A 16,602-nucleotide genomic window follows, 5' to 3' on the forward strand; every position below is an offset into this window, starting at 1 on the left:
GTCCTTTCTAGGCCAGGTGTCGATCGAGGTCGGCGGCGACGGCGGCGATGGCGCGCTGCCACAGCTGCGTCAGACGGTCGATGTCGGACGGTGTGAACAGGGCTTCACTCCAGCGCCAATTGCTGATCAACTGGGTGCCCTGCGGTGTGTTCGCCACGAACGCGCTGATGTTCAGGGCGAACCGCAGCGGGAGGTCGGGTTCGGGGGCATTCGGCAGTGCCTCGAGGTACGGGCCGCCGAGCAGTGACCACGCTTGGTCGGTGGCCGCGCCGAGGTCAAGTCGGCCCAGGTAGCTGAACTGGATCTGCGGTTCGGCGGCGTCCTGCAGTTCCGGGAGGCGCTCGACATAATGCAGCAGGCCATAATCCAAGCCGTCGTTGGGCACCTCGCGTAGCTGGGTCACCACGGAGTCGACCAGCGCATGGGCGGCGCCGAGCGTGTTTTCGGCGTGCTCCACGTCGACCGCCGCCGAGCCCACCCCGAACCGCGCGGGAAATGCGCTGGTGAACCATCCCACCGTGTTGGTGGTGTCGGTGTTCAGGACGGCATCGGCGCGCCCATGGCCTTCCAGCGCCACCAGGGTGCCGGCGGCTGGGTCCTCGCCCCGAAGACGACGCCAGCTCGCCATGGCGATAGTGGTTGCAGCCAAAAGGGATTCGCGAACGCCCTCATCTTTGGTCAAGCTGGCCAGCACAGAGGTCGTTACCTCTACCGGTGAGATCAGCTGAGTGACTTGCAGCGTGGACCAGGTGTCCCGGGTCGGGTCCGGGTGGCGGCTGCCCAGCGCGGAATCGGGCGGACAGACCTGTGTCATCCAGTACTCGCGTTGCGACTGAACGTCCGGCGTGGCCGCCCGTTGCCACATCAGCTCGCACCAGCGTCGGTAGGAGGTGAACTCGGGCAACATCTTCGGTGCGACGCCGGCCTGCAGGCAGCGCCACGCTTCGGCGATGTCTCCGAGCATGATGTGCCATGACACCACGTCCACGGTCAGGTGGTGGGTGGTGAGCAGCAGCACATCGCCAGGTTCGGGACCTTGTTCGGTACCGGTGAACCAGACCGCCCGCATCATCGCGCCCGCGTACGGATCCATCTCGTCCATCACCGCTGGCGCGGCATGCCCGATGGCAGCGATCAATTCGTCGTTGTCCGGTGTGCTCAGTTCGACCCGGCTCAGCAGGTCGGCAGCATTGACGACGCCGGGCTCGCGGGTGACCAGACGGGGACCCGCACTGGTATCGACCAAGATCGATCGCAAGGTGTCGTGGCCGTCCAGGAGCATTTGAATCATCGACTCGATGGACGAGCGGTCGATTCCCGACGGCAGCCGAAGCAGCACCGTGTGGGTGAACCGCCGGAAGTTGCCGTGCTCGTAGAGCCAGGACACCATGGGCAGCGGCAACACCTCACCGTATTCGGCGCTCTCAATAGCCGTGTCCGAGTCGACGGCGGAGTCGATCAGCGTAGCCAGCGCACGAATTGTGGGGGCGGCGAACACCATTCGTGGGCTGACCGTGAGCCCGCGCCGGCGAGCTTTGTGGACCAGGGAGATCGCGACAATGCTGTCCAGCCCGAAGGCGAAGAAGTCGTCGTCGAGGTGCGGCACCACTCCGTTGAACTGTTCGGCGAAGAGTTCACACAGCGCGCGTTCGGTGTCGGTCGACGCCGACGCGGGTTGAGCGGCGGTGACCGTGAACAGCGCTTCTTCGCCCAAGCGCTCCAGGGCGTGGCCATCGAGCTTGCCGTTGGCGTTGATCGGCAGCGCGGGCAGGGCCACGATCCGCGCGGGAATCATGTAGGAGGGGAGCCGTTCGCCGAGCGCGCTCCGCAGTGTCGCCGGGTCAGCGTCGGTGCCGGCCTGCCAGACAACGAATCCCACCAAAGTGGTAGCACCGTCGCGTCGCAACACGGCAACGGCCGCGTCGTGTACTTCAGGTCGGCTGCGCAGCGCGGCTTCGATCTCCCCGATCTCGACCCGATAGCCACGAATCTTGACCTGGGTATCGCCGCGCCCCAGATACGCGTAACCGCCGTGCGTGAGCCTGCGCACCAGGTCACCGGTGCGGTACATGCGCCGGCCGGGGCGAAACGGATCGGCCACGAATCGGGCTGACGTCATCCCCGGCTGACCGATGTACCCGCGGGCCTGCTGCCCGCCGGACAGATAGAGCTCACCGACCACGCCGTTGGGCACCATCCGTAGCGCCGAATCGAGAACGTAGCCAATGGTTCCCGTGTTGACCGTGCCGATCGTCGGCGCCGGGTAGCCTTTGACCGCGGCCACCAACGCCTCAACCGTCATCTCGGTGGGCCCGTAGCAGTTGTAGACCGCGGTCGACGGCAGCGCCCGCAACTGTTGCCACAGCACGCTGTTGATGGCTTCGCCGCCGAGGGCAAGCACCGCGAGATCATGGTCGAGTAGGCCGGCGGCCTTGAGCTGTACGAGCATTGACGGGGTGGTGTCGATCATGTCGATCCCGAAGGCGGTCATCCCCTTGACCAGTCGGTCGGCGTCGCGCATCTCCTCAGCGTCGAACAGGTGGATGGCGTGACCGTCCAGCAGGCCGACCATGGGCTGCCAGGATGCGTCGAAGCTGAACGACCACGCGTGCGCTATCCGCAAGGGGCGGCCCAGTTGTGACACGGCCGGCCCGTAGACGCGGTTGCGGTGATCGGCGAAATAACTCAGCACCGCGGCGTTGGAATCGATGACGCCCTTGGGCTCCCCGGTGGACCCGGAGGTGAAGATGACATATGCGGCCTGGTCGGGATGGCGGTGCACGGCCGGCGCCACCCCGGACCGTCGCGCGATGCGTTCGGCGACTGCACTGTCGTCGAGGACCAGGGCGAGACGATCCGAGCCGACCAAGTGCGTGCATGCCGCTTCGGTAATGGCGAGGCCGGGATTGGCTTGCCGCAGAATGGATTCGATGCGCGCCTCGGGCAGCGTGATGTCCACGGGTAGATAGGCGCCGCCCGCGGCCAGCACAGCGAGAATGGCGACGACCGATTGCGTCGAGCGCGGCAGCACCAGGGCAACGACTGTCTCCGGGCCCACTCCTTGGGCGCTGAGCTCTGCCGCCAACCGGGCTGCGGCCGCGTGCAATTCGGCGTAGGTGTATCGCTCGCCGGCGCTGGCGGTGAGCGCATCGGCGTCCGGTGTGGCATTCACCTGCTGTTCGAAGAGCTGCCAGATAGTGTCCTGCGGGGTCGCCTCGCTGACGGTGGCAAGCTCGGCCAACTCGGCGCGCTCCGTCGCGGTGAGGACGTCCAGAGCGTCGGGAGTCGCGTCGCCGATGTCTGGAAGTTGCCGCAGCACGCTCAGCAGCCGCTCGCAGATCTGTGCCGCGGGAAGGTGCTGAAGCATCTCCTGTATCGCCTCGACCACGACCACCAGAGCGTCACCGCTCATGTGCGAGACCACCGTCAACGGGTAATGCGTCAGGCTTTCCATCTCGACCGGACAGAATCGAGCGCCATCGGCGGTGGTGACGGTGCGGATAGCGTCCTCGATGGGGGCGTTCTCGAAGACGAACAGGGTGTCGAACATGGCGCCACGGCCATGCGCGCGCTGCAATTCCGAGAGGCTGAGGTAACCGATGTCCCGCATCGCCGATGACTCTTTTTGCAGTCGCACGCATTGGTCGACCACCGAGGCGGTGCCGCTGACGTGGTGCACGACCGGCACGCTGTTGATGAACAACCCCACCATGCTCTCGACCCCGGGAAGGTGCTCGGGACGCCCCGAGACGACGGTGCCGAAGACGACGTCACGACGGTCGGTCAGTCTGCTGAGCACTACGGCCCAGGCGAACAACACCGCGGTGTTGAGCGTCAGCCCATTGCGGGCGGCCCAGTTGCGCAGCCGCGTCGTGTCGGGCGCCGGCAGTAAGAGATTGGCGTTCTCGGGAACGGCGTTTGGTGCGGTGCCGTCGGCCACCATGAGGGGTCCGGACACATTGCTCAAATACGCGGTCCAGGCGTCGAGCGCCGCCGCGGTGTCTTGCTGAGCCAGCCACGCGATGTAGTCGCGGTACGGCCGCGGCGTCGGCAGGCCGTCGATCGATCCGCCGGCCTGGTACACCGCCAGCATTTCGGTGAAGAAGATGGCGAGCGCCCAGCCGTCCATCAAGATGTGGTGCGCGGTGAAGATCAGCCGCCGCCGAGTCTCGCCGGGCACGTTGAGCAATACCATCCGCAGTGCGGGACCGCGGCTCAGGTCGAAAGGGCGCCGCCGCTCCGATCGCGCGATGGCATCGAATTCGCTTGGTGTGGCGGTGCGTTCGGTCCATGGCAGTTCCACGCGGTCGGGCACGATCTGGACCGGTTTAGGGACGTCGCGATCCCAGAAGGCGGCTCGGAGATTCGGGTGCCGGTCCAGCATCGCAGCGGCGCTGCGGCGGAGCAGTTCGAGATCGACTGGCCCGTCTATGTCGACCCTCAACTGCATGGTGTACAGGTCGATGCTGTCCTCGGCCAGCCGGTACAGGGCAAACAGCCCCTGCTGCAACGGGCTCAGCGCGAGAACGTCTTCGATTTTCGGTGCGGCCGTGGTCACGCGTGCCTCACGAGTGCTTCTCCCAGGATGCGGTCAGCGCGGCCAGTGCATCGGCGTCCAGGCCCGATGCACTCATCGGCTCGGCTTGTGGTGTGGGCGTCGAATCAGCCTCCGCTGCAGCGGAGTCTCCGGCCGCGTCGACCGCCGCCGCCAACTCGGCGATCGTCATGTGCTCGAACACCATGGCGGGGGTCAGCGCCAACCCCTGGGCGGCCGCCCGCGCCGACCATTGCACCGAGATGATGCTGTCGCCGCCGAGAGCGAAGAAATTGTCCTCCCGGTGCACCTCGGTGATGTCGAGCAGCTCCTCCAGCAATGCGATGAGCGCCCGCTCGGTTTCCTCCGAACCCCCGACGACCGGTTCCGATGTTACTGCACGGGCAGGAGTGGCGGGGGTGCGCAGTGTCTCCATGACCTCGACCGGCAGCAGTTGCACTGCGGAGAGCAAACTTTCGGGTGTGGTCGCGAATGCGTCAAGGGCGGCGTTGAGCGCCTGTGCGATGAGCTCGACCGTCTGCGGTTCGTACAGATCGGCGTTGGCCACGATCCGCACGTCCACTTCCGCGTCCGGAGTGACGTTCAGCTCGACGTTGAGGTCAAGCAGTGAGATCTCAAAGTCCATCGGCAGCGGAACAACTGTCGTCGCACCGTTGCCGGTGACGTCGCGCGGCATCAGGGCCCAGTCCTCGCCGCGGAAGTGGATCGAGGTCTGGAACAGCGGGTGGTTTCGCGACGGGGACCGCGGCGGGTTGAGCGCCTCCACGACGCGTTCGATGGGCAACTCTTGGTGCGCCAGCGCGTCCAGGACCGCGTCGCGGCTGATGGTCACCGCGTCGCGCAGGCTGGGATCACCGGAGAGGTTGTTGCGCAGCACGACCACATTCGCGCAGGGGCCGGTCATGTTGGTGGTGGGTGAGTCGACCCGCGCTGCGACCGGGCTGCCGATGGGGATGTCGGTGCCGCCGCCGAGCTTGTGCAGCAGCACGGCTAGCGCGGATTGATACACCATGAACTCCGTCGCGCCGCTTCGTTCGGCGAGCTGGGTAAGGGCTGCGCGCCGATCCGCCGAGACCGTGAAACTGACCACCTCGCCGCGGCGGCCGAGGACCGGGGGGCGGGTGTGGTCGGCAACGATCGGGATTTGATACGGCATGCCCGACAGGGTGTCTCGCCAATGCGCCAGTTCGGCCTCTCCCCACTGGCTGCCCGCGTCGAACGCGGCCTGCTGCCACGCCGCGAAGTCGGCGAACTGCACGGGCAACACGGGCCAGTGCGGCGCCCTACCGGTCAACCGTGCCCCGTAGGCGACGAGGAGGTCGTCGAACAGTACGCCCAGCGAGGCATGATCAGTCACGATGTGATGCACCAGCAGCAACAACACGTGTGAGTCCGGGCCGAGCACCAACAGGGTGGGCCGGATCAGCGAATCGGATTCCAACGTGAACACATACCGACGCAGCTCGGCCACTGTCTCGTCGAGGCGCTCGGCGGGAACTTCTACGACGGCGAGCTCGACCTCTCGGGCCGGATGCACGAATTGGTATGGCACATGTTCGTGTTCGGCGATGTTGGTGCGCAGCGCTTCGTGTCGCGCGACTATGTCGTTGAGCGCCTGGGTCAACGCATTGATGTCTAGCGGGCCGTTGAACCGCAGCCCAAGCGCCATGTTGAAGACGTCGTTGGCGCCCCGCATCCGGTACTGGAACCACATGGCGAACTGCGAGTAGGACAACGGGGGCCGTTCGGGACGAACCACACCGAGCAGCGCCGGGCGACCCGAGTCTTCGGGCGTTCCTTGCGGGCCGGCGGGCAGTTGCTCCACCACTCGTGCCGCCAGTCCGGCCGGGGTGGGGGTGTCGAACACCGCGCGCACGGTCAACTCCACACCGAATTCCGCACGAATCTGGGCAATCAAACGGGCCGCCAGCAATGAATGGCCGCCGAGCCCGAAGAAGGAATCCTCGGCGCCCACCCGCTCCCAGCCGAACAGTCGGGCGAAGATGGCACACATCCGGCGCTCGGTCGCCGTTGCCGGATCGCGGTAGCTGCGAGCCCCGATCGGTGTCGGCTCGGGCAGTGCGCGCTTGTCGAGTTTGCCGCTCACCGTCAGCGGAATGTCCGGGATGACGGCAAAGGCGCTGGGCACCATGTATTCCGGCAGCAACGACGCGGTATGGGCGCGGATTGCCGCGAGGTCTATCGGTGCGACGGCAGTCAGGTTCTCCTCACCGGTCACCGGCACCAGATATGCGGCCAGCATCGGTCCCGCCTCGGTGTCTTCGGTGACCACCAGGCAATGCCGCACCGCCGGATGTGTGGCGATGACGGCCTCCACCTCACCGAGTTCGATGCGGAATCCGCGCACCTTCACCTGTTCGTCGGCCCGGCCTACGAATTCCAGCTCCCCGGAAATGTTGCGGCGCACCAGGTCTCCGGTACGGTACAGCCGCATCCCGGGAGTGAAGGGGTCGGCCACGAATCGCTCCGCGGTCAGCCCCGGACGTCCGAGGTAGCCACGCGCCAGCTGAACCCCACCGAGGTACAACTCACCGATCACCTCCGCGGGCACCGGCTGCAATTCTTCGTCCAAGACATAGGCGTACACATTGCGGTTGGGTAGCCCGATGGGCATCACGCGCGCGCCGTAGGTTCCTTCGACCGTCATGTGCGTCGAGCAGACGACTGCCTCGGTCGGGCCATAGTGATTGCGGAGATTCGCGTCGAAGTAAGTGGCGAACTGATCGGCCACTTCCCCACGCAGCGCTTCGCCGCCCACCGGCACGTGGCGCAGTTGCCGCCACTGTTTGACCTGAGGCAGCAGCAGCAGGGTGCTCAGCATGGAGGGCACCATGTGCAACACAGTGACGCCGTGCCGGCTGATCAGGTCTGCAACGTACGGGATGTCGCTGAACGCGTCGGGTTTGGGGACGACCAGGCGAGCACCGAGTGCCAAGGTGACAAAGATGTCCAGCAGTGACGCGTCGAAGCTCACCGACGACGACTGCAGCAATCGGTCCTCGGCGGTCATGCTCCATTCGGCGATGAAGCTGTCCACATGATCGGCGATGGCCCGGTGCGATACCGCCACGCCCTTCGGTTGACCAGTGGAGCCCGAGGTGTAGATCACGTAGGCGAGATTCTCGGTGCGCAACGGACGCAGCCGTTCGGCGTCGGTCAACCACGCATCGGACAACTGTGCGGCTTCTTGTTCGGCGGTGTCGAGTTCGGACCGACGCAGGACTGCGCGGGGGCGGGCGTCGCCGACGAGATATTCGATCCGCTCGTCCGGATAGGCGGGGTCGATAGGTAGATAGGCCGCCCCGGCTTTGAGTACGGCGAGCATCGCGACGAGGAACTCGATCGATGTGGTCATCTGCAGCCCGATGATGTCCTCGGGGCCGAAGCCCTGTTCAATGAGCCAGCGCGCCAGGCGGTTCGCCCGACGATGCAGTACCTCGTAGCTCAACTCGGCATCGTCGGATACCAGCGCGACCGCATCGGGTGTGGCGGCTGCGGCCGCTTCCAGCACCGCCACCATGGTGGTAGGGGGTGCGGCCACGAGGTCGCCATGTGAGCGCGCCAGCACCTGCTCGCGTTCCCCGGCCCCCAGCATGTCCAGGCTGGCAAGGCGATGTTCGGGCACGTCCAGCGCAGTGTCCAGCAACTGCACGTAGTGGGTCAGCATCTGCTCGACGAGTGCGGTGTCCAGAACATCGATCTGATACTCGAACTCCGCTGTTATTCCCTCGGATTCGAGAACCGCCGCGAGCGCGAGCGGCAGATGAGCGGTGACCGCGCCCAACTCGAGTTGCCGCACGCCGATGCCGTCGAGCGTCAGTCCCAGTGCGCTCTTGCGCATGCTGAACCCGAGCCGGACCAGCTGGTCCATCCCGTCGTGCCCCATGCGTTCGGGATTGACTTCGCGCACCACCCGATCGATGCCGACGGACTGGTGAGCGAAGCCCTCGAGGCAGGTATCGCGAACCGCGCCGACGAACGAGGCGAACGTGTCGTGGGACCGCGCGATGATCCGCAGCAGCAGGGTGTTGCCGAAATAGCCGATGGCACCGTCGGCCGCCGCGCGACGGTCGGTGACGGGCACGGACACCAGAAAATCTGATGCGCCGGTGTAACGGCGCACGAGCACACCATAGGCTGCCAAGAACACCATGAAGGGTGTGGCAGAGCGCTCTCGGGCGAACTCTTCGACGCGGCGGTACAGTTCGGCAGGCAGCACCCGTGTCCGGCGTTCGGCCCGCCGGGAGGGGTGCGCGGCGGCCACACCGGGCAGCTGCAGCGGTTCCGGTGACGGCCGCAACGTGTCGGCCCAATAACCGACGTCACCGATGGTGGGTTCGGCTGCTGTCTCGAGCACTTCGACCGCCACAAACTGCGCGACGTCGGCGTTGAGCTGCCGACCGTTGTATGCCGCGCTCACCTCGTTGAAGAAGACAGCCCAGGAGTCGTCGTCCCAGCAGATATGGTGTGCGACAAGCAATAACACGAAATCGTCAGGCGCACAACGGATCAGGGTGATCCGCAGCGGCAGGTCGTTGACCAGGTTGAACGGGCGGTCGAATTCGGCGCGGGCCAAGGCCTCGATCCGACTGTCTTGCTCGTCGGCGGGCGCCGCTGTCAGATCCTGAAGCTGCCACGTGGCTTCGACGTCGTCGGCGAAAACCTGATACGGCTCACCCTCACTGTCCACACCATAAGTGGTGCGCAGAATGGCGTGCCGCCCGACCACATGGTTCACCGCTGCCCGCAGGCGCGCCTCGTCCAAATTGCCGGTCAGCCGGTAGGCGACGCAGATGTTGAGCGTCGAATCCGTCGGATCCATCGTCTGCAGGAACCACATCCGGCGTTGGCCGGTCGACAGCGGGTAGCGCTCGCCGGCGCGCACCGTCGCCGTCTTTGCGGATTTCGTTGACGCCAAACCGCTCTCGGCGATCCGGCGACGCAACAGTTCCCGACGACGTTCCTGCAACGCCTTGGCATCGTCTGCCATCACTCACTCCACTCCTGGCATAAGAAGATCGTCGGGATCAGATCTGGCTGGTCAGGTAGCCGCCGCGGACAAAGAACTCGTCTCCACCACACTGGTCACCCTGCGCGGTGCGCACCCGGGTGATCACCAGCCCACGGTTGACGCCTCGATACGCATTGGGACCGCACACCACTGCCCCACCGCCCTCTTGCACGATCACTCGCCCGGGCGTGCCGCCGTAACGAGCCTCGGACACCCGCGCGGCAAGCACCTCAATCCGTTCCCCCCGGTAGAAGGTGAACGGGCGCGGATAGGGATCGGACAGGGCCCGCACGAACCGCTCGAGGTCTTCGGCCGGCCAGCTCCAGTCGATCAGACTGTCCCGCTCCGATCGCTTGTGGAAGTAGGTTCGTTCCGACTTATCCTGTGGCCGCCAGATCGCGGTGCCGGATTCCAACGCGCTCAACGCATCCCGCACCGCCCCTGGAATCAGGTCCATGCCGCGCAGCACCAATTCGGTACCCGTGTCAGTGGGGCCGATCGGTAGAGACCGTTGGATCAGGATGTCGCCGGTGTCCAACCCGTCGTCCATCCGGTGCACGGTCAGCCCGAATTCGGACTCGCCACTGATCAACGCCCACAACACCGGGGAGAACCCGGTGAACTTGGGCAACAGCGAGTCGTGCAGATTGAGCGTTCCGTGCGGCGGCAGACTGTAGAGCTCTGGCGGCATCCAGCTGTACCAGCTGTTGACGACGATGACGTCCGGCTCGGCCCGCTTCACCACGTCAATGGTCTCCGCGTCGACCCGCTCGGTGATGTGCAGCGGGATGCCCTGGCTACGTGCCAGTTCCTCGACCGAATCCGACCAGATCGCCTTGTAAGACTGCTCGCCGGCCGGATGAGTCACGGCCAGCACGACATCGTGATCCAGGTCGAGCACCGACTGGGGGGTTTTGCACCCCCAGGTCTGGAAGCCGAACGTCACGACGCGCATCGCAGATTTCCCCTCTCAGGCACCGCCACCGGCCACTCGCCGATGCCGAAAGCGAGTTCAGCGGATTATGTTAGCCTTCGCTAAGTTGCTTGGCTCCGGCGGCTACTCGGAATCCGGCGCGGCCTACTCGGGGTCGGCAGAACAACTTCGGCAGCCGATGCTGCGGTCACCATGCTGGACCCTTGCGAAGATGAACCGTGCAACCCCTGGCCCTATGCCCGAGAGCCGAGGTAGAAACCCTGGACCTGTTCGACCGCCGCGCCATACTGCGCGGACAACCATTCGCCGGCGAGTTCGCGCTGCGACCGCTGGACACAAGTCACGACTTGGACCTCGTGCATCGTTGGATGAATGACCCCGAGGTGGCGCGGTTCTGGCGCAAGGCGTGGCCACTAGATCGACTAGCGACGTACCTGCGCGAACAAGAGTGCAGCACGCACGTTCAGCCGTATTTGGGTGAAGTGGACGGTGTCGCGATGAGCTACTGGGAGCTCTATCGCGCCGACCTTGACCCGCTCGCCCAGTACTATGATGCGCGCCGGCACGACGCCGGCGTTCATCTTTTGCTGGGCCCCACGGTGAGCCGCGGGCGAGGACTGGGCACCGCGCTGTTGCGGGTCGTCTCCTCCTGGCAGCTCGACGCTGATCCGCGCGCCAGTCGGGTGGTCGCCGAACCGGATTTGAGCAACGAGCGGTCGATCAGGGCCTTCCAGCAAGCCGGGTTTCGGCGCATTCGAGACCTCGTACTACCGGACAAGCTGGCCGCGCTGATGGTGCGGGAGCGGCCATCGCACTGATCCCGGGCAATGTCGATTATGTTAGCCTACGCTAAGTTCTTGGCCGGAAAGGTAGGAGTGCATGCCACGCACACTGGGGTGGATCAGGCAATTCCACAAACCGGACTCGCCCGACAACCCTCCACTGCTGGTCTTTCCCCATGCCGGCGCCGGCGCATCTGCCTACCGCCACTTCTCCAAGGCGCTGAGCAAGAACTTCAACGTCATCGTCTTCCAGTACCCCGGTCGCCAAGACCGGGCCGCGGAGGCACCATTGGCGACCCTCCCCGAGATTGCTGAAGGGGCATTCAGCGAGTTCGTGCACTCGGAACACAACCGCGGGGTCCCCATCGTCACCTTCGGACACAGCATGGGCGGCTGGGTAGCCTTCGAGTTCGTTCGTCTCGCCGAGAGCAACGGCGTGGCGGTGCGGCGCCTCAACGTCTCGGCGTCCGTCGCACCCAGCAATGCAACGGCCAAACCACCGCACCCGAAAACCGACGACGACATCCTTAATTACCTCGCGGCGCTGGAAGGCACCGACTCCGATGTGTTCGCCAACCGGGAACTCATGAGACTGGCTCTCCCGGTCATCAAGGCCGACTACCACGCTTCGGACGTGTATTTCCGAGACGAGGACGTCAAGGTCACCACCTCGATTCTGGCAATCGGTGGCGACCAAGATCCCATCGTCACCCTCGGCGACCTCTACGGCTGGGGCAAGCACACCGGCGAAGTCGAGGTCACCATGTTCGACGGCGGGCATTTCTACCTCAACGAACACCTCGACGCGGTCGCGGAGTTGATCGCCTCGGGCGCGCAATGTGAGCAGTCAGCGTGAGCACCTACGGGACCGCTGTACCCACCTCCATCGATCCGATCGTCATATCCGGGATGGCCGTCGAAGCCCCCGGTGGCATCGACACTCCGGCGGCGCTATGGTCGGCGCTCTCTGAATCCAGAGAGCTGGTCTCGCCCTTCCCGCGCGACCGCGGTTGGCCGGTCGACGACCTGTTGTCCAGGTCGGAGCAAGACGGCTGGGGCCGGGTGTGTGACGCCGGCGGATTCATGGACAGCGCAATGGAATTCGATCCATTGTTTTTCGGCATCACTCATCGTGAGGCCGTCGTCATGCATCCCCAGCAACGAGTCGCGATGCGAATCGCCTGGAAAACGTTGGAAAACGCAGGCATCAATCCCGGCGCGGTAGCGGGCACCGACGGCGGCTGCTTCGTCGGAATGTCGATGACCGAGTACGGCTCGCGCACCGCGGTAGCCGACTCCTACACCGGACACCGAACCGTCGGCATGGGACAACTCGGCGGCGCGGGCCGCATCTCGCACTGCCTGGGCCTGACGGGCCCATCCATGGCCGTCGATTCGGCGTGCGCCTCGTCGTTGTCCGCACTGCACCTAGCCGCAACGGCGGTCCAGATGGGTGAATGTGACTGGGCGCTGGCCGGAGCGGTGTGTGTGTTGGGCGCACCGACAGCGTTCTTCGAATTCGCCAGGCTCAACGCCCTGTCCAACGACGGGCATTGTCGCGCCTACGCCGATGACGCCAGCGGCACCCTGTGGGGGGAAGGCGCGGGAATGGTGCTCGTCGAACACGAATCGCGGGCAAAGCAATTGGGCCACCGCATCTACGGGCGCATTCTGGCGATCCGCACCAACCACAACGGCAAAGGCAAGCCGATCCTGGTACCGCGCATCCGTGCACAAGAGGAGCTGGTCCGCAAGACAATCGATGCCGCACAAATCGATCCGGCAGATATCGGCATGATCGAAGGGCACGGCACCGCGACCCTTGCCGGTGACCCAATGGAATTGATCGCCTTGTTCAAGACCTACGGCGCCGGCGGTTCCGAGGCGCTGCTGGGCTCGATCAAGTCCAACGCCGGTCATGCTCAAGCGGCGTCAGGAATGCTGGGATTGATCAAGTTGCTGCTGTCCGGACAGCACGGCCACATTCCGCCAACGCTGTTCTCCGACAACCCGACCAAGAAGTTGGATTGGGACCTGACCGGCCTGCGCCTGGCTACCAAGTTGCACCCGTGGGAACCGAAAGACGGCGTCCGCTACGGGGCGGCGTCGTCCTTCGGGGCCGGAGGCGCGAATGCGCACGCCATTATCGCCATGCCCGCGAGCACCGGGGAGTAAGCACGTGACACCGCTGACCTACCGGCTCCCCAATGGCGCCACCCCCGTTCTGCTCTCGTCCGATACCGCTGAATTGGTGCCGGCCGAGGCCGCCGCCGTGCTGTCATACGCCACCGGTCACCCGGACGTCACGCCCCAGGCGATCGGCGACATGCTGTTTCGCACCCGCATGGCCCGCCGGTATCGAGCGCTGGCCATGGTGACCGACCGCAACGAACTTTTCGGCGCCCTGCAAGCGATCGTCGACAACCGCGAGCACCCTCTGGTCATCCGACCTACGCAACCCGCCTCGGCCCGCCGGCTCGCTTACGTGTTCCCGGGACAGGGCAGCCAACGACCCGGCATGGGGCGCCTCTTCTACGAATCGGTTCCCACGTTCCGGGCGGAGGTGGACCGCTGCGCCGAGGCATTCCGCGGGCAACTGGGCGAGTCGCCGCTCGATTACCTTCTGAACGACCAGCTTTCGGCACAAGACAGTGCTCGCACCGTGCAGCCTGCCCTATTCACCCAGATGGCCGGGCTGGCCGCGCTGTGGCGTTCTTTTGGCATCACACCGACCGTCACCGTCGGGCACAGCCAAGGAGAGATCGCAGCGGCCTACGTGTCCGGGACCATCACACTCGAGGATGCGGTGCGCGTCGTGGGCATCCGAGCACGTGCGGCCGACGAATTGGGCACTGGTGACTACGCGATGGCAGTGGTCGCCGCCGATCGCGACACCTGCGAAGACCTGCTCGCGCGCTGCACGGGCTGGGCGGAACTGTCGGTCGTCAACTCGCCGACCATGACCGGAATCTCAGGCGATCGGGCAGCCGTGCAAGGCATCGTCGATACGCTCACTGAGCGCGGAACCTTCGCCCGAGTCATCGGTGTGCAATATCCCGCCCACACCAGCTTGATCAACCAGCTCGCCGAGCGCGTGCGGGCAACCACGCAGCGCGAGATGCAGAACCCGAAGTTCTTCGACAGCGAGGTCAGTTGTGTGGGAGCCACTCTCGGCAGCCCCATCACTCAAGACCTGGCGGTCGACCAGTATTGGTTCTGGAACCTGCGCAACACCGTTCGCTTCGACAAGGCGATCGCGGGGGCTCTGGCGCTGGGTATCGACACGTTCGTCGAACTGGCAGAGCATCCGACGCTGCAGTTGGCGATCCAGGAAAACGTCGGTGCGACAACCGAAACCGACAGCGATGCCGCGAAGGTCGTGGTCGGCACGTCGTTGCGGACGGCCACCAATCTCGATGAGCTCACCCGCAACCTCGCGACGCTGGCCGTGCAGGACCTGGAGTACCCCTGGTCCGCGTTAGGGACCGGAATCGAGGGGCACCTGCCGTTGCCGTTGCTCGACTTCCCGAACACCCGGTTGAACGAGACGCGGCTATGGATGCCCTATGGCCCAGCCTCGCCCGAGCGGGCCGCCGAGACCGCGAAAGCCCCACCCGCAGCCGCTGTCCCGGCCGTGGCGCCAGTTGCGGCACCGGTGCGACTTCTTGCCGAGCGGTGGGTCCGTCTGTCGCGTCGTTCGCTGGTGCCGCCGCGCGCGATCGGCATCATCGACCACACCGGGGCCTGCGCACAACTGGCCGAGGCGCTATCGGCCGCGGCCGGTGACGTCGGCGCGACCGCGACCGTCATCGACAGCCGAACACGCGACGCCACAACTCATCTCGACACGTATGTCATCCTGCTGCCGCCCTCAGAGCAGCTTAATGAATCCGCCGCCGCAGCCGAGGTAGCGGCGTTCTTCGGTGACCACACCTGGTGGCTTGGCCTGACCGCCGCCGTGACCGACTGCTGGCTCGTCACGGTGGGCGGAGAAGCGGCCGGGCCCGACGACGCGTCGCCAGATCTCGTGCATGCGGCGGCAGCGGCGGGCTTTCGCAGCGTCGGCGCCAAGTATCTGGGTGTGCGGTTCCGTCACCTCGACCTGCCCGCCGGTTCGACGTCACACGACGCTGCGGCCGGGATACTGGCGGCCGTACACACCGCGGCCGAATCCGAACTCGCGCTGCGCAAGGGCGCCATCCACGTCAAGCGCATCGTCGAGGGAGATAGTGCCCTGGCGGAGTCGGGAGCCGAGCTGCGCGCCGCGACACCGCCTGCCCACGTGCTCATCGTCGGAGGTACCGGGAACCTCGGGATGCAATTCTGCGCCCACTTCGCGCAACGCGGGTCTCAGCGCATCACGCTGGTGTCCCGGTCGGGCGAGACGGCCGCGGTCACCGAGCGGCTAAGGCCCATCCGCTCCGCCGCGGCCACGCAGATCAACGTGGCCAGCTGCGACGTAGCCGATCAAGCGGCGGTCCGCCAATTGGCCCAAGATAGCCAGGACGCGCCCGCAGATTTGATCATCCATGCCGCGGTGCAGTATTCGGGCATCGAGCTCGAAGACATCACCCGCGAGCTCGTCGATCAGGCTTTGGCGCCCAAGGTGGTGGGAATCTCCCGGGTGCTCAACGCTTTCCCGCGCACCGACGACTGCCGGGTGGTCCTGTGTTCCTCCATCTCGGCGACGGTCGGCGGTCGTGGCGTCATTGTCTACGCCGCAGCCAACCGAATGCTCGACGCCATGGCGCACCGGCTGCGGGCCGAAGGGCTGGACTGCACTTCGGTGCAGTGGGGGCACTGGAACGTCCATGAGGACGCCGACGGCTCTGCGCTGGCAGCGCTGGCCGGTACCGGTGTCATCGCCATGCGCCCCGCCGACGCGATCGCCGCCGGGTTGACAACACCGTTTCGCAGCAATGCCATTGTCGCGTCGTTCGACTTGGAACGCGCCCGGTCGGTGCTCGAGACCTGTGGCCGCGCAACGCTTCTGTCCCAGCTCAACGCGCCTGCCGTCGAGCCGGCCGTCCCAACCGAGGATGCTGGCCGAGCGCCGGCACCGGTGGCCGACACCCAGGTATCAAAGCGGTTGTTGGGGCTGCTGGCCGGGGCCATCGGGATCGACAGCGTCGACAAGCTGGACCCGACGATCCCCATGGTCGCCATCGGACTGGATTCCTTGCAGGCGTTGGAGTTGCGCCGTCGGGTCAAGCTGGAATTCGACCACGATCTCGAGGTTGCAGACCTGCTCGGCGGGGCGTCGATCGCCGATGTGCTGGCGAAGCTGGGCGCATAGCGT

At 65.7% G+C, this 16,602-nt stretch carries 7 protein-coding genes; 4 read left to right on the top strand and 3 right to left on the bottom strand.

What is annotated here, in order from left to right; genetic code table 11:
- Positions 1-7: 7 nt before the first annotated feature.
- Genes I2456_RS17275 through I2456_RS17285 form a run of 3 tightly spaced genes read right to left on the bottom strand, consistent with a single transcriptional unit; the run spans position 8 to position 10,542 of the window.
- Entirely contained in the window at positions 8-4,558 is a 4,551-nt protein-coding gene (locus tag I2456_RS17275; protein WP_085072646.1) for a non-ribosomal peptide synthetase, read from the bottom strand.
- Positions 4,559-4,565: 7 nt separating this feature from the next.
- A complete protein-coding gene (locus I2456_RS17280) occupies positions 4,566-9,566 on the bottom strand; it encodes a non-ribosomal peptide synthetase (protein ID WP_085072658.1) in 5,001 nt (1,666 codons plus the stop codon).
- 37 nt (positions 9,567-9,603) lie between these two features.
- Entirely contained in the window at positions 9,604-10,542 is a 939-nt protein-coding gene (locus I2456_RS17285; RefSeq protein WP_085072645.1) for a methionyl-tRNA formyltransferase, read from the bottom strand.
- Positions 10,543-10,739: 197 nt separating this feature from the next.
- Here I2456_RS17285 and I2456_RS17290 point away from each other — a divergent pair, with 197 nt between their 5' ends.
- From I2456_RS17290 to nbtC, 4 genes are all read left to right on the top strand, one after another.
- Positions 10,740-11,339, top strand: coding sequence for a GNAT family N-acetyltransferase (locus I2456_RS17290; protein ID WP_241007744.1), 600 nt, complete (start codon positions 10,740-10,742; stop codon positions 11,337-11,339).
- A 61-nt stretch (positions 11,340-11,400) separates the two neighbouring features.
- On the top strand, positions 11,401-12,159 hold the full coding sequence (locus tag I2456_RS17295; protein WP_085072644.1) for a thioesterase II family protein: 759 nt from the start codon (positions 11,401-11,403) through the stop codon (positions 12,157-12,159).
- 53 nt (positions 12,160-12,212) lie between these two features.
- The gene (locus I2456_RS17300) at positions 12,213-13,478 is read left to right on the top strand and encodes a beta-ketoacyl [acyl carrier protein] synthase domain-containing protein (RefSeq protein ID WP_241008004.1); all 1,266 of its coding nucleotides are present in this window, start codon (positions 12,213-12,215) and stop codon (positions 13,476-13,478) included.
- A 73-nt stretch (positions 13,479-13,551) separates the two neighbouring features.
- Positions 13,552-16,599 (top strand): nocobactin polyketide synthase NbtC, encoded by a 3,048-nt coding sequence (nbtC, locus tag I2456_RS17305; protein ID WP_241008005.1) that lies wholly within the window; start codon positions 13,552-13,554, stop codon positions 16,597-16,599.
- Positions 16,600-16,602: the final 3 nt, after the last annotated feature.

It is taken from the genome of Mycobacterium kubicae (assembly GCF_015689175.1).
In the GTDB taxonomy this organism is placed as follows: domain Bacteria; phylum Actinomycetota; class Actinomycetes; order Mycobacteriales; family Mycobacteriaceae; genus Mycobacterium; species Mycobacterium kubicae.